Consider the following 13,128-nt stretch of genomic DNA (forward strand, 5'->3'; position numbering starts at 1 on the left):
CAAAAATGGCTCTTCGACATTTAGTATTGGTAGAGAAAGATACAACTAAAAATTTAGTCATAACCAGTTAGGCAGAGTGCTTAACTGCTTTTTTTTACTTGGAAGATCAAGCCTTGAATGATATAAATTATTGCTCGAAAATTGTGGGAATTTCGGTAGCCGTAGTCCTTAATTTTATAAAATCATATTTATCATGATTTAAACGATAAAATAGAGCAAACTGTTTCCCTATCAAAATTCTATAAGTTAATTCTGATAAACTATATACAGACGAAATTTCCTCATGCATTTCTGGAAATTCACTGACCATTCTTAAAGATGCTTCAATTGATTGAACAAATTTTCTTATTTTTTCAAGAGGAATTTCCAGCTCTACTTCCCATTCATAGATTAATTTTTTCCCATCTTGTTTATAACCTAATAAATCCCCAACTTGTAAACCACTTTCTTTCCGCAAAATAATACCTACTGAATTTCCAGCTTTTCGAACTTTTATATTTTTCATGAAATCACCTCTTCGAAATAATTACAACAAAAGTTATAACTTGTTGCAATTACTATCTTTAAACCAGTAAAATTCAGAATAGTATAAGCATCTATTATGTGAAAAAACTTTGGAGAGTAAATATAAGAAACTGGTTGTTTTACCCATTATTTACCATACTCGCAGATTATACTGAGCTAAAAAAGCCTTCAGAGCGATTCTGAGGGCTTTTAATAGTTGTTAGGATTATCTAAAAATCGTTCTGGTTAATAAATGGACAGTTATGTGAAGTAAAATTATCGCTATTTCTTCTTTTGGAAGTACTTGTGTTTTATTATTTTTGCAATAAAATAAAGAAATCCAAATATAAGTAAAAAAATACCCATCATCAAAAATATTTCTATAAAAGAAACTTCAGACTCATTTTTATCTAAAAAGGGTAAAGAGGTCATTATTAGTAATGTAAATATCACACTGAGTATAGCAACTATTCCTTTTGTTAATTGACTTAAAGTTGTTGCTTTTTTCTCATAATATTTATGTGGTACTGTACCATATAAATAAAACATTTTTTCTTTGTCTTCTTCGATTAAAAAATAATTTTCTAGAGCAACAAACTCTGAAATAGGCAAAAATCCAATCTGTTTTATATCTAAAAAAAAATTACGTTCAACTGTGTCTTTAACACCTATAATAAAAAAGTCATCATCTATATTATATTTTAGTATTATATCGTCATTATTAAAGAAAAAAACAATCTCGTCTCCCCAATACTCAAAGAAATCATCTTTACTAAGAGGAGCGTAAAGATCTCGAATCTTTATTTCTATGTTATTTTCAATAACTATTGCTTTTTTTATTTTTGAAAAACAGAATATTTGATTTAACAAATAGATTAGATAATCTTCAATATCCTCACCGGAGCGTCTAAAATAAAATTTATATCTTTCAGGAGTATTTACAAAATTAATCTTTTTATAATCATCCTGAGTGTAAGTTATTTTCACTATTTCTATTCCCACCTTTTAATTGATTATATATCCAAATTGAATTAATTAATATAATTCAAAGTTCTGAAATTAAATAAATATTACGAATATGAGTATATAGTGTTTTAATACATGTGTATAGACTGGTGGTTAAACCAGTTTATATAGTTATCAAAGAATCTAGGAGTAAAGAATGTCAATTGATATAAGTATAGATTAAATGCAATAATAAAACCTTATTTATTCAAGGTTTTACTATTTTTAATTAGTAAAATTATTAAAGTGCTTATTATTTACAAAAAGTAATTTGAAATATTTAACGCTTTGCTAAATTCGTATGAAATGGGTGTACCCTAAATAGACACGGAAATATAGTTGAAAAACAAGGTTTTTCAATGTATGATTAGGGTGTATTTTATATGGTTGGAGAAAGCAGGTAGAAATTATTGAAAATTGCATATATCCGAGTTTCATCGATTGATCAAAATGAGCAACGTCAAATTGAGGAAATGAAAAAATTTGGTGCCGAAAAAATTTTCATCGAGAAACAATCTGGAGCAACTATTACTCATCGACCGATTTTTCAGGAAGCTCTAGATTTTGTTAGAGAGCAAGATGTTTTTATTGTAGAAGCCATCGATCGACTTGGGCGGAACTATGACGAGATTATCGATTCAGTTAATTATCTAAAGAAGAAAAATGTGAGACTCATTATCACTAGTTTACCGATCATGGCTGAAGCAATCGGAAATCCTCTTTTAGATAAATTCATCAAAGATTTAATCATTCAAATCTTGGCCATGATTGCTGAGCAAGAGCGTACCGAATCCAAACGTCGCCAAGCACAAGGTATTAAGATTGCTAAAGCAAACGGCGTCTATAAAGGTCGCCCTAAGTTATACAGTGCAGACACAAAAGACCCTCAACGTCGCCTTGTTTATAGGAGCATTGTTCAGGATCTTGAGAATGGAGTTGCTATCTCAACTATTTCTAAAAATTATAATATAACTAGACAAACAGTATATAGAATTAAAAGGGACCTCAGTAGTGATTTTCCTATGAATTAAAGCTTAGTGGAAGGGAGATAAAATATGAAACAAAAACAGCAGTTCACAAAAAGACAGCATTTTATTCCGCAATTTTCTATACGCCCTTTTGAAGTTGCAAAAGGTAAATGTTTGATAATCGATCTAAAGAAAAAACCTTTAGAAGTATCAATAAAAAAAACTGCTGATATAATGCAGGAAATTGATCTATATGAATCTAAAGATTCAGAAGGAAATTATATCAATCGGAATGAAATAGAAGACCTATATTCCAAATTTGAGAACGATATATCGAAAAAATTTAAGTCATTAATAGAATTGTTACTTTCGAATAAATCAACCTCAGATTTTCTGCGTATGATTAAAACAAATGAGTGGCCAAGTAATGAAGCAGCCCTACTTAGTCATATAGCCTTAACACTAATACGTAGCCCTTATATAAAAAAAATGTTTTACGATAATGACAATATTCCATTATTCATGAAGTCAATAATGTATAGACAGATTATTGGATCTCAAATGATGGCTGTAGAACATGCAAAAAGCCATTTAAATGGTGAAGAATTAGAAATCGCATTACACGTTTTAAAAGGAAATAGCGATAGTGGAATCCAAGTTATCTTAGAACATTTAATGAACAATTATCAACTTGAAATATACATGTCGGAAGGGAAGGGAAATTTTTTTTTAGGAGATAATCCAATATTAGTTAATAAATTTGAAGATATTGATTATTTAATACCAATTGCTCCCAGCCTATGTTTAGGAACAACAAAATTAAGATTACAAAATAATCGTGTACTTATCAAATCAAACTTCAATATAGTCGACGATAATATGGTGAGAAAAATTAATCATTTGACACTACGAAATGCAAGACAAACTGTAATTGTATTCACAAAGAAAGATTTAGATATAGTAAAACAATTCGGCTCTCATTTAATAGTGGAGTAAATAACTACCGGCAAATTTATTTCTTAAAGATATTTACATCTTACCATGTAATAATATTTATAATAAAATAAGGTTATAGTTAACATAAATATTTAGCACGTATATAACAGTTTGATTTTAAGCTGTTTAACATCTTAATCTTTGCATAATATATCTTATGTAAACTAAAATGAAAAGCAGACTAATGCTCCAAAACTAACTGAATCACTACTTTACTTCTGTTTTTTAGAACCGATCTTTGCTGAATTCTTTATTAATATATATGTTGTTGCCTCTTTTAACTCATCAAATTCACCCTGATATAGTATCTCCAGTTTTTAAACCTTTTTCTAGTAAGCTTTCTCTAGATAAAGTTACAATCACTGAATTACCTACTTCTCTAACTTCTCTAATTTTTCTATTTTTTATAATCATAGTTAATCAACTCCTACAAGACAGTATATGCCGTATATCTTTTTTTTATTCAAGTTGCTTGACTTTTTCTTCTCTTTTTGGTTAATGGAATCCCAATAAGTTAACGTTCTGATATTTTCTGTTCGTTGAATATAATTTTTCATATTCTAATGTTTATTAAGCAAGAGTAATGTTAAAATAAAAAAACGAAGAGTACTCGGCGCAGTCCAGAAAAACTTCCCCAAGTTTTCTGTGCCGGTACTCTTCTTAGATTAATGCATGTTGCTTAATTACCCTACTTTATAAATTCTGTTTTTGCAAGCAATACACGTATTCTAACTAAGACATAGAAATTGTTTTTTTATTTTTTCGCAATAAAAAGAAAGTAGCTATTTTCAATTACTGCAAAAACACTTACTTGTTTTTCCAAATCCAATCATTGTGTGTTCATAAAATAGGTATTTCCCTCTACAATATTAATAAGTGAATAAGACTTTTAAAATAGACAAACTACTTGAAAAATAAGGTTACTTTCTAATTTCAAGTTTTATTATTATCCAATTAATTTCAACTAAGATATAATTAGATAAATTTATTCTCATTAAAGCGTTTTTTTACTGTTTTGAGATTAAATAATATTGTCTATTTTATAAATAGGTGTATATTGAACTTTGTTTCACAAGTCATACATTTGGAGATGAAATATATGAACAAAATATTAAATAGAGATCTTGAATTAAAAAAGGTTGTTTTAGGAACAATTATAGTTATTATCGGTTTAATCGGATTGCTGTATGGCCCTGCAATAGTAAGTATATTTTCTTTGGCAGTCACAAGCCTTATATCTTTTCGTTATGTCTATGGAAAAAACAGCTTGAAAAAATTATTTTCGAAACCAGTTGCTCCGTTCAAAAATATTCTTATTTACTTCTTTTTAAATATTGTGGTAAGCTTTGCTGCTACAATTTTTCTTCAAAATATTCTTAAATGGGATCTAAGCGGAAACTCCGCAGTTGAAGCTAGTCAGCTTTCACTACTACTTATTTTACCGTTTATGATTTTAGGTGAAGAACTGTTCTCCATTTATTTTCTGTCAATTTTTTCCAGTAAATTCAATGTACCTATTGCCAGCTTACTTTCAGCAGTTATTTTTGGATTAATTCACTATTCTACCTACAACAATGGAAACATTCTTCATACTCTCGTTCATATATTATTAATACAAGGTGTTGCAAGACTATTCTTTAATCAAGCAGCAATTAAAAGTAACTCAATTATTACTAGTTGGACTATCCATTTATTATTTGATATTGTTGCTATACTCATAGCAAGTTCTTTCTCTTGAAATTTTAACTGACTTCCACTAATTAATTATAATATTCGTCAATATAACTTATGATTGTTTCAATAGAGCTTATTCTATGATAAGTTGTAAGTATTTAACGGCAATTTATAACCAAATGATCTATAACAAAGGAATTTCGTTGCACAAACTCAATCGAATTAATCGGCTTACTATTATTTTCCACGGATAAGTAATCAGGGGATACGATTAAATTTAGAATATATGGAACAAATGCACACAAAAAATAAAATCTGTTAGAAAGCAGGTTCTAATCTATGACTGCAACCCTCACCCAGACAATCATTGTTATTTTCATCATGCTCATTATTGCACTACTTTCAGGCTACGGCTTGCGAGTAGGAAAATCTATAATAGGTAGAGCAATCTGTGCTTTGATATTCATTGCTGCAGCAGTTCTGCTAATCGGTAGCATTGCATCATTATTTGGTTAAAACTTAGAAGTTCCATTAGAAGTATCCCATCATCAGTCTACATCAACAAATCACTGATATATTAACTTATTAAGGTGTAGAAATAGTATTAATTGATCAAGCAACAGTGTATAAATAATACTTAGGAATCCCTTACGTTTTTTCTGTTTTTACTTTTGTCTTCTTTAAAGTGCTATACTGGATAAGTACCATGAAAGTAGGTGTTCAAATATGAATACTAATTTTTACCCAGTAGAAGTTTTTAGTTCAGACTATCGCTTATATTCGTCAAAAGCAAAAACAAGTTTGTTTGATTTTCAATCGAGACCGCCTTTGATCACGTCATTTGCCGTGCTAAATTTGAAAGAGTTGCGCAATATTCAACTCAAATTATTTATATACGATATTGATATCGAAAAATTTTCTACTTTAGAGGAAGCTAAATCTAGATGTAACTCTCTTATGTATAAATAATTTAACTAGCTGATTATAGCTAGTTTTTTTGTTTATTTGTTTCTAATAAACTAAAACTGAACCCAAATGTTCATCATCCATCCTCTTGATATAAAGAAATATCTAACGCTACTCTTACGAGAGTAGATTAAGAAGTTTATAGAATTAACGAATGATACGGAAATATCTTCCGTCTGCTATTGGTGAATCAGATAAAATGTACTTCTGGATGGTTCCTTTGAAGAGTTTCTCCCCCTCACAGCAACTTTTTAAAGAAGTGTACATTTTTTTCGAACCATCCAGATAATAAACATTGATTCCCTTAATCTGATTATAATTAATTGGAGAACGTCGTGTACAAGAAAGCTGGTCTCCTAAGAATTTCACCTGATTTACTATTATTGGGTCATTAAGCCAATTCTTGTTAAGTGTCAATTTTACAATTAACTGATGAATAGCTTCTTTTTGCATTTTGTTCCTCCAATCAAAACAATCGGCTATCTATTTACATTTAAATAGATAGTTATCAAATTCACTCAGATTATTTTCCATTGATTTCAGTTACCCATTAAATTTTTATAATTTACAACGGTTCTTTCCGTAGTATCCGTCACTTCTGAATTTGATAGGGTTACAACGGCAGAATTACCTAGTAATTTTATGATTGTTCCAACTACTTGTTTCTTTCTATATATAAACACGACTTGTTGATTTTTATGAAATGCTTGCCCTTCGAGTGATGGTTCTTGTGGTTTCCATTGTGAAAAACTCATTCTTACCCCTCCTTTAAAGTATGAAAAAAACCCGCCTCACACATGTTGAGACGAGTTTAAAAGATCCTTTTATGCTTTGTAGATATTAGTAGCTTGCAAGCCGCGTTGACCTTCTTCAGTATCAAAAGTAACTGCTTGACCTTCATCTAGAGATTTAAATCCATCCGCTTGAATCGCTGAAAAATGAGCAAAGACGTCTTGACCATCTTCTCCTGTAATGAACCCAAACCCTTTATCTGAATTAAACCATTTTACTGTACCTTTATTCATATTGTTTCCTCCTTGTGCATCTCTAAGTATGCGTTTTGTTGCAATAAATGTTTGATTAGCAAAAGGAGAGTATAAATTTAAGTATAGCACTCTTAATACGATTCAAAATATATCACTACAATTAGTATAACACATTTTTACACGAAAATGTAATTTTGGATAAATAAGTTATTTTTCTAAAGCAAAGCTTAATAATACAAATTTTGCACCTAAATTATCTAGTAATATTTATATATGATAGGCTTTAAAAAGCCTTCCCTGTGGCAATATGATTATCTATTATGTAAGGAATTGAGATCCGTCACTCTTTGTATACAAGATTTTTGTACCAAACATCTTCTTCTGCTGAAAGTTTATGTATTGCTTTTGCTTGAAGCAATGTAATACTTGATCTGCCCAAATCCATAGTCTATATTTTTCTTGAAATTTTAAACATACACATAATTAGTAGGCATTGTTCTATATTCTTCCAAAAATAGATATCCTACATCAATTTTATTATAGGTAAATTCAAGAAGATATGTCCATCGGATTTTACTATTTGGAATCATTACTTTTCTAAATTTGAAAATACTATTTATATTAAAAAATAGTTCTTTTAGAGATAAAAGTATTCTGTCTTCTATTACAGGATAAAAAGAGGATGCTTCTAAATCACTTAAGCATATTTCTCTTTAAAGCATTTTCGAGAAAACTATGCTCGCATTTTGCTTATAGACTTGTACTATGTCAGTTAATTTGTGTAGCCCAGCCAGATGATGAAAATCGCTATCTTCAAAAATAATTGTGAATAATTCCGCATGACCTTTTCTTCCTATTATAATCTCAATTTTATAGGATTTAATTTCTTCAAAAATTTTGGCTGCTTGATATAATATGTCATTATTTCCCATTGTTTTTTCTTTACAAAAAAAGAGATTTCTTTAAGAAATCTCTAAAAGTTAAATTATGAGTGTTTTAATTGCTGGTTTGAGGTGTACACACACAACCCTATTAAAGATCAAACCACCAGTGCATTCCAGCGCACCGAAGATTATCTCAGCTATAGTAGATACTCAAATTATCTACACTGTTATATTCTCATCTTTTGAATCTTCACTAATTATTAGCTTTAAAAAGGAATAGCCGTTTAATTTGAGAAAAACAGCTACTTTGCTAGTTTCATCAAATTACAAAACTTTTCAAAAACAAGTCTTCTAGATTGAGTACAACCTTTTTATTCAAATTATTTGCTAATAATTTATACCAAAAATACTGTGTTCATACATAAATGATAGCATTTCCACTTCAACAATAGCTTGACTACTATTATAATATTTTGATAAAAGTTCATTAAATCTGATGAAAGCAGTCTCAGGTATGGATAATACCCCGGAGCCATTTCTAAACATAATCTTATTTGCACTTAACAATGCAGTTCTCTTATTACCGTCCCAAAATATTTGATTTTTTGATATAAATAAAAACAAGCGCAAAGCTTTTTCCGTTTCTGATATATCTTGATTCATTATCTCATCATACTGATCCTTTATCTCAGTTTCAGTTAACATTGGTGGTACATATCTACCTTGAATAGTCGATACTTCTACTCCACCGGTTCGGATTTCACCAGGGAATAGAGCATCCTCTGCTGCAACGATCCGATTAATACGCTTACTTGTCTCTAACAGGGGCTCCTGTACGTCGTTTAAAAGCAGTTCAAAGCCTCTTTTTAAGTTAACGACGGTCAGGACATCATCTACAGCCACGTTATTGGCCCAATTATACTTAATAATCTCTTCTGTTTGTAATAGCGTTGTATTCAATCCTTCAAATTTCCCAGCATTATACACCAGTTCCACAATGTTTTTCTTCAATAAATACACCGACTCTTTGCGAGATAAGTGGTATTTATCAGGAAAGTTTGTACGCTTTTCTCCGTTCATTTTCTCACCTCTTGAATTTTTCCTTCTATTATATAGGGCATTATTCTGTCATAAATCCAAACTCTTTACGGCGGTATCTTTGTCTTCCTGGGTGATCCCAATATAGCGTAAGGTCTCCCGTTGTGAAGAATGGTTGAGCAGCGACTGAATGATTTCTGTTTTGGTCCCTTGCTTGTACAAAAAATAGCCAAAGGTCTTGCGCATCGAATGGGGACCAATTTCTTTCAAACCAACGGCCGTTCCTGCTTCATGAATGATCCGCCAAAGGCTTTGTCGGGTCAAAGGCGTATCTGCTCCCTTTCGACTTGGAAACAGATACTTGCTGAAGTCATGTACTTGCAACTGCTCAGGAAATTCGGATTGAACATAATCGAGAATCACTTTTCGCAATTTGTTCGAAATGAAGACCGAATTGTGTTTGGCCGTTTTTTGTTCCTTCATGGCCAGACGTTCTTTGACAATCACCCGCCCACGGGAAATTTCTAACACATCACTTAATTTCAACTGTCTTAAATCGGAAATTCGATAGGCTGTATTGATCCCGATCGAAAAAAGCACTAAATTTCGTTGCCCATATTTTCCGGAAGCCAAAATTGCTTTCATGGCATCGATCTTTTTTTTGTCGCGAATCGGTTCCACGCTCTTCATTTTTAGCCACCTCTCAAATGTTACTTAATATGATTATAACAGATAATAAGTCTCATTTAAACAAGCTATAAAAAAAAGGCTCTAAAAGAAAAGTGATTTCCTCTTAGAGCCTCTAAGGATGGAGCGATTTTAATGAATGTGACAGAATCTGATTGTGTCACATTTGCATTTTTTAGATTTATCATTAATTGAAATATGATAATAGCACATATTAAATATAAGGATATAAAAATTATTAAATGATAAATTTCGGTTTTAACAAAAGATAGATACCCATTTTTGATGAACCATATTCTGATTGATAATAATATTAGAAATCACAACTCATGGAAAATATTCAGAACATAAGTAGTATAAAATTAATATCTCAAATTGTTTCCTCTAAGCTCAAGAATAAACAATTTGATCGCTGAATCATGTTCTTTTTATTTTGGCTTCACTTTAACCTTTGCATTTTTCTTAGCGCACGTAGTTCTTAGATGATGCTTAATCAAATGGTATCCAATTTTATTCGTCAAAATTATCTTTATAAATTTAAAAATATGGATTAATTTCAATAATCTGTTGCCAAACTTTGTCGACCTTTCAAAAAATTAATAATATCACAAACATTGAAAAGGACCAAGAAGGTATACTCTGTTGACCTCTTAATGAAATACTTTCTGACCTAATAAATTGAGCTGCTGAAAGAGCTATGAAATGAGAAATCAAAAAAGGATCAAAAACTTTTAAGTTTCTGACCCTTTCAAAGTATTGTACGAATACTCGTAAAACTAATTTTTAATGAACAATGATTTGTTTACGAGTTTATGAACACAAAAGTAGGTACGATTTCATACTACATGAAAAATTATCGAAGGTTTATATTTCATCTTTAAGACGTGTACAAACGACTCTTTGAACTATAGTTAATATCTCACATTATTTGATGCTAATCGTAGCTCAACAATCCTAGAGTTTTTAGTTTGTGTACAAACACTTACTAATGCTTGACCTACGTCTTCGGGCGTTAAATGCCCTGATTTAGCAACCTGCTCTTCAGTCCGACCATACCCAACTTCGAATTCAGTTGCACCTGCATGAGGACAGAAGACGCAAGTTTTAATTCCTTTATCTAATAACTCTTGATCTAACGCCTGCGCAAACCCTCGTAGTGCAAATTTACTACAAGTATATGCTGCTTCATCTGTGTGTCCTTTTATACCTGTAACAGATGAAACCATGATAATTTGACCATCACCTTGTTGCAACATTGTAGGGACCGTATTCTTAGTAAATGAGAATGCACTCCTGACGTTAGTATCCATAATTAAATCATAATCATCCATAGTCGTATCCTCAATTTTTTGAACACGACCAATACCTGCATTATTTACTAAAATATCAATTTTTCCGAACGCTTTGATTGATGCATTCACTGTATCAATAGATGTCTGCTCATCTCTTGCATCACCAACAACATAAATTGCTTTGACTCCTAATTTTTCACACTCCTTAACAGCCTCTTGCAAACGGTCTTCACGTCTTGCTGTGAGAACCAAGTTACAACCTTCTTTAGCAAAAGCATAGGCCGTACCTCTCCCAAAACCTGAGCTCGCACCTGTAATAATTGCTGTTTTTCCTGATAGTTTTCCCATTATGATCATCTCCTATTAATCTATGATTCTATTAAGATCAAAATTCAATCTTATAAAATTATTTTCCAGAACCTCGGAATGTTATTTAAGAATACCTCTATAATATCTTGATAGCTTTTAAACAAAATTCGAACCTTTTGTGTTTATTGTAACTTCTTTATTATTTTCGCGGGAACACCAGCTACAATTGAATTGTCTTCAATATTTTTGGTAACCACAGATCCCGCTGCTACAATCACGTTATTTCCTATTGTTACACCGGGTAAAATGGTTGTTTTCCCACCAATCCACACGTCATCCCCTATCTTGACTGGCAGTGCAATAGCTTTATAATTCCGTCTTCCTACTTTATCAATCGGATGGTTTACCGTATAAATATCAACGTTTGGACCTATCATTACGTTTTTACCAATTGTTACAGGCGCAATATCTAATATTGTTAAGTTGTAATTGGAAAGAAAATCTTCTCCAACATGTATGTTTTTACCATAATCACAGTTAAACCCCGTTTGGAAAGATACATTATTTCCAGAAGAACCAAGGATTTCTTTTATCTTTTTAGTTTGTTCTTCGGTATTTTCTGAAGATATTTGATTGAATTCTTGACATAGTTTTGCTGCCCGAGCTTTCCGTTTTGCTATTTCCTCGTCAAGAAAAAAATATTCTTCCCCTGCATTCATCTTTTCTATTTCACTCATGTTAAAACTCCCTTTCGTTTTAAAATAATAGTTTAATTATACGATTTTGATAATAGAAAGAATATTGTATCGCTTAGCTATTAAATAATGAAAATTCGATCAAAAGAATACACTTTTAATCGAATCGTTTAAAACATATTATTTATCTGCAGAAACTGAAATTTCTCTCAAACTCTTGAAATTTTTTAGACTCTCTTCGTATTTCTCAATGGCAAGATTCGAAGCTGCTTTTCCAAGCGGCAACCGTAAAGGTAATGCTTCGTAATTATTTTCAACCTGATCAAAAATAATTTCTGCAGCAACCTTAGGATCTCCAGGCTCGTTATGTGCTCCTTCAATATTTCCGTTAAGAAATTCGGTCAGAAATTTATAATCGCCAATTTCAGGTAGAATTTTCTCAGAAGATCGCCCTGCCCAATCAGTTCTAAATCCACTGGGTTCTACAATCATCACTTTAATATTCATTGGTTCAACTTCTTTTTGTAATGACTCACTAATACCTTCTACAGCGTATTTTGTTGCATGATAAAACGACAATGTAGGAAATGAGTACAATCCGCCAATAGATGAAAAGTTAACGATTGCACCGGACTTTTGTTTTCTCATTGTTGGAAGAATTAGTCTGGTTAAATCAACTAGTCCCCACACATTAACATCCATCATATACTTAACAGACTCGAGATCACTTTCTTCAAAGGTACCAAAGTATCCCAGCCCTGCATTATTTACTAAAACATCAATTGACTCAAATGCTGAAGTTGCTTCATTTACCGCTGCTTTAACTTCATCGTGATTAACAACATCAAGTTTAACTTTTTTTATCTGTCCTTGATCATACTGATCAAGATAATCCAAGTCAGTCAAATTGCGAGCAGTCGCAACTAAATTTATGTTTTCTTTTTGTGCAAGTAAACTAGCAAGTTCTTTCCCAAATCCTGTTGAGGTCCCTGTTACCATCCATGTTTTTTTCATAAATAGGTCACATCCTTAAATTATTTTGATACAAAAAAATCGTACAACTTAAACTCATGTTTAAGTCAAGCAGATACTCTCAAGCGATCACATTATTTAATACTCATTTT

General features: G+C 31.2%; 16 protein-coding genes. 4 read left to right on the forward strand and 12 right to left on the reverse strand.

Annotated elements, in window-relative coordinates:
• Positions 1–127: 127 nt before the first annotated feature.
• On the reverse strand, positions 128–505 hold the full coding sequence (locus tag CXM95_RS17190) for a hypothetical protein (RefSeq protein WP_233499067.1): 378 nt from the start codon (positions 503–505) through the stop codon (positions 128–130).
• Positions 506–786: 281 nt separating this feature from the next.
• On the reverse strand, positions 787–1,491 hold the full coding sequence (locus CXM95_RS17195) for a hypothetical protein (RefSeq protein WP_101699471.1): 705 nt from the start codon (positions 1,489–1,491) through the stop codon (positions 787–789).
• A 428-nt stretch (positions 1,492–1,919) separates the two neighbouring features.
• On the opposite strand from CXM95_RS17195, the gene CXM95_RS17200 reads away from it, so the two are divergent.
• Together CXM95_RS17200 and CXM95_RS17205 are read left to right on the forward strand one after the other, a co-directional pair.
• A complete protein-coding gene (locus CXM95_RS17200; RefSeq protein ID WP_101699472.1) occupies positions 1,920–2,540 on the forward strand; it encodes a recombinase family protein in 621 nt (206 codons plus the stop codon).
• A gap of 24 nt (positions 2,541–2,564) precedes the next feature.
• Complete coding sequence (locus CXM95_RS17205) at positions 2,565–3,473, forward strand: DUF4238 domain-containing protein (protein WP_101699473.1); 909 nt, start codon at positions 2,565–2,567, stop codon at positions 3,471–3,473.
• Between the two features lie 291 nt (positions 3,474–3,764).
• On the opposite strand, the gene CXM95_RS19120 is transcribed toward CXM95_RS17205, so the two are convergent.
• Positions 3,765–3,887, reverse strand: a complete 123-nt coding sequence (locus tag CXM95_RS19120) for a hypothetical protein (protein ID WP_267892602.1) — start codon at positions 3,885–3,887, stop codon at positions 3,765–3,767.
• Positions 3,888–4,572: 685 nt separating this feature from the next.
• Here CXM95_RS19120 and CXM95_RS17215 point away from each other — a divergent pair.
• The gene (locus CXM95_RS17215) at positions 4,573–5,211 is read left to right on the forward strand and encodes a CPBP family intramembrane glutamic endopeptidase (RefSeq protein ID WP_101699474.1); all 639 of its coding nucleotides are present in this window, start codon (positions 4,573–4,575) and stop codon (positions 5,209–5,211) included.
• A 275-nt stretch (positions 5,212–5,486) separates the two neighbouring features.
• Positions 5,487–5,663, forward strand: coding sequence for a hypothetical protein (locus CXM95_RS18750; RefSeq protein ID WP_158297434.1), 177 nt, complete (start codon positions 5,487–5,489; stop codon positions 5,661–5,663).
• Between the two features lie 597 nt (positions 5,664–6,260).
• Here the strand turns inward: CXM95_RS18750 and CXM95_RS17225 are convergent.
• The 9 genes from CXM95_RS17225 to CXM95_RS17265 all read right to left on the reverse strand — a co-directional run bounded on the left by CXM95_RS17225 (position 6,261) and on the right by CXM95_RS17265 (position 13,018).
• Complete coding sequence (locus CXM95_RS17225) at positions 6,261–6,566, reverse strand: hypothetical protein (RefSeq protein ID WP_101699476.1); 306 nt, start codon at positions 6,564–6,566, stop codon at positions 6,261–6,263.
• A gap of 86 nt (positions 6,567–6,652) precedes the next feature.
• Positions 6,653–6,868 (reverse strand): hypothetical protein, encoded by a 216-nt coding sequence (locus CXM95_RS17230; RefSeq protein ID WP_101699477.1) that lies wholly within the window; start codon positions 6,866–6,868, stop codon positions 6,653–6,655.
• 69 nt (positions 6,869–6,937) lie between these two features.
• Positions 6,938–7,138 carry a cold-shock protein gene (locus CXM95_RS17235; RefSeq protein WP_101699478.1) on the reverse strand — a complete coding sequence of 67 codons (201 nt, stop codon included), beginning with the start codon at positions 7,136–7,138 and terminating at the stop codon, positions 6,938–6,940.
• A 674-nt stretch (positions 7,139–7,812) separates the two neighbouring features.
• The gene (locus CXM95_RS19070) at positions 7,813–8,031 is read right to left on the reverse strand and encodes a PBECR4 domain-containing protein (RefSeq protein ID WP_233499068.1); all 219 of its coding nucleotides are present in this window, start codon (positions 8,029–8,031) and stop codon (positions 7,813–7,815) included.
• 339 nt (positions 8,032–8,370) lie between these two features.
• Positions 8,371–9,063, reverse strand: coding sequence for a Fic family protein (locus tag CXM95_RS17245; RefSeq protein ID WP_101699479.1), 693 nt, complete (start codon positions 9,061–9,063; stop codon positions 8,371–8,373).
• A 48-nt stretch (positions 9,064–9,111) separates the two neighbouring features.
• The gene (locus CXM95_RS17250; RefSeq protein WP_070415749.1) at positions 9,112–9,711 is read right to left on the reverse strand and encodes a tyrosine-type recombinase/integrase; all 600 of its coding nucleotides are present in this window, start codon (positions 9,709–9,711) and stop codon (positions 9,112–9,114) included.
• 908 nt (positions 9,712–10,619) lie between these two features.
• Positions 10,620–11,348 carry an SDR family oxidoreductase gene (locus CXM95_RS17255; protein WP_101699480.1) on the reverse strand — a complete coding sequence of 243 codons (729 nt, stop codon included), beginning with the start codon at positions 11,346–11,348 and terminating at the stop codon, positions 10,620–10,622.
• Between the two features lie 143 nt (positions 11,349–11,491).
• Entirely contained in the window at positions 11,492–12,046 is a 555-nt protein-coding gene (locus CXM95_RS17260; RefSeq protein WP_101699481.1) for a sugar O-acetyltransferase, read from the reverse strand.
• 138 nt (positions 12,047–12,184) lie between these two features.
• Complete coding sequence (locus tag CXM95_RS17265; RefSeq protein WP_101699482.1) at positions 12,185–13,018, reverse strand: SDR family NAD(P)-dependent oxidoreductase; 834 nt, start codon at positions 13,016–13,018, stop codon at positions 12,185–12,187.
• Positions 13,019–13,128 lie beyond the last annotated feature (110 nt).

Origin of the sequence: Enterococcus sp. CR-Ec1 (genome assembly GCF_002850555.1) — a bacterium.
In the GTDB taxonomy this organism is placed as follows: Bacteria; Bacillota; Bacilli; order Lactobacillales; family Enterococcaceae; genus Enterococcus_D; species Enterococcus_D entomosocium.

Excerpts from the sequence above, each read along its gene's own strand:
- CXM95_RS17190 (WP_233499067.1), bottom strand. The coding sequence starts at position 505 with ATGAAAAATATAAAAGTTCGAAAAGCTGGAAATTCAGTAGGTATTATT.
- CXM95_RS17205 (WP_101699473.1), top strand. The coding sequence starts at position 2,565 with ATGAAACAAAAACAGCAGTTCACAAAAAGACAGCATTTTATTCCGCAA.
- CXM95_RS19120 (WP_267892602.1), bottom strand. The coding sequence starts at position 3,887 with ATGATTATAAAAAATAGAAAAATTAGAGAAGTTAGAGAAGTAGGTAAT.
- CXM95_RS17215 (WP_101699474.1), top strand. The coding sequence starts at position 4,573 with ATGAACAAAATATTAAATAGAGATCTTGAATTAAAAAAGGTTGTTTTA.
- CXM95_RS18750 (WP_158297434.1), top strand. The coding sequence starts at position 5,487 with ATGACTGCAACCCTCACCCAGACAATCATTGTTATTTTCATCATGCTC.
- CXM95_RS17225 (WP_101699476.1), bottom strand. The coding sequence starts at position 6,566 with ATGCAAAAAGAAGCTATTCATCAGTTAATTGTAAAATTGACACTTAAC.
- CXM95_RS17230 (WP_101699477.1), bottom strand. The coding sequence starts at position 6,868 with ATGAGTTTTTCACAATGGAAACCACAAGAACCATCACTCGAAGGGCAA.
- CXM95_RS17235 (WP_101699478.1), bottom strand. The coding sequence starts at position 7,138 with ATGAATAAAGGTACAGTAAAATGGTTTAATTCAGATAAAGGGTTTGGG.
- CXM95_RS19070 (WP_233499068.1), bottom strand. The coding sequence starts at position 8,031 with ATGGGAAATAATGACATATTATATCAAGCAGCCAAAATTTTTGAAGAA.
- CXM95_RS17245 (WP_101699479.1), bottom strand. The coding sequence starts at position 9,063 with ATGAACGGAGAAAAGCGTACAAACTTTCCTGATAAATACCACTTATCT.
- CXM95_RS17250 (WP_070415749.1), bottom strand. The coding sequence starts at position 9,711 with ATGAAGAGCGTGGAACCGATTCGCGACAAAAAAAAGATCGATGCCATG.
- CXM95_RS17255 (WP_101699480.1), bottom strand. The coding sequence starts at position 11,348 with ATGGGAAAACTATCAGGAAAAACAGCAATTATTACAGGTGCGAGCTCA.
- CXM95_RS17260 (WP_101699481.1), bottom strand. The coding sequence starts at position 12,046 with ATGAGTGAAATAGAAAAGATGAATGCAGGGGAAGAATATTTTTTTCTT.
- CXM95_RS17265 (WP_101699482.1), bottom strand. The coding sequence starts at position 13,018 with ATGAAAAAAACATGGATGGTAACAGGGACCTCAACAGGATTTGGGAAA.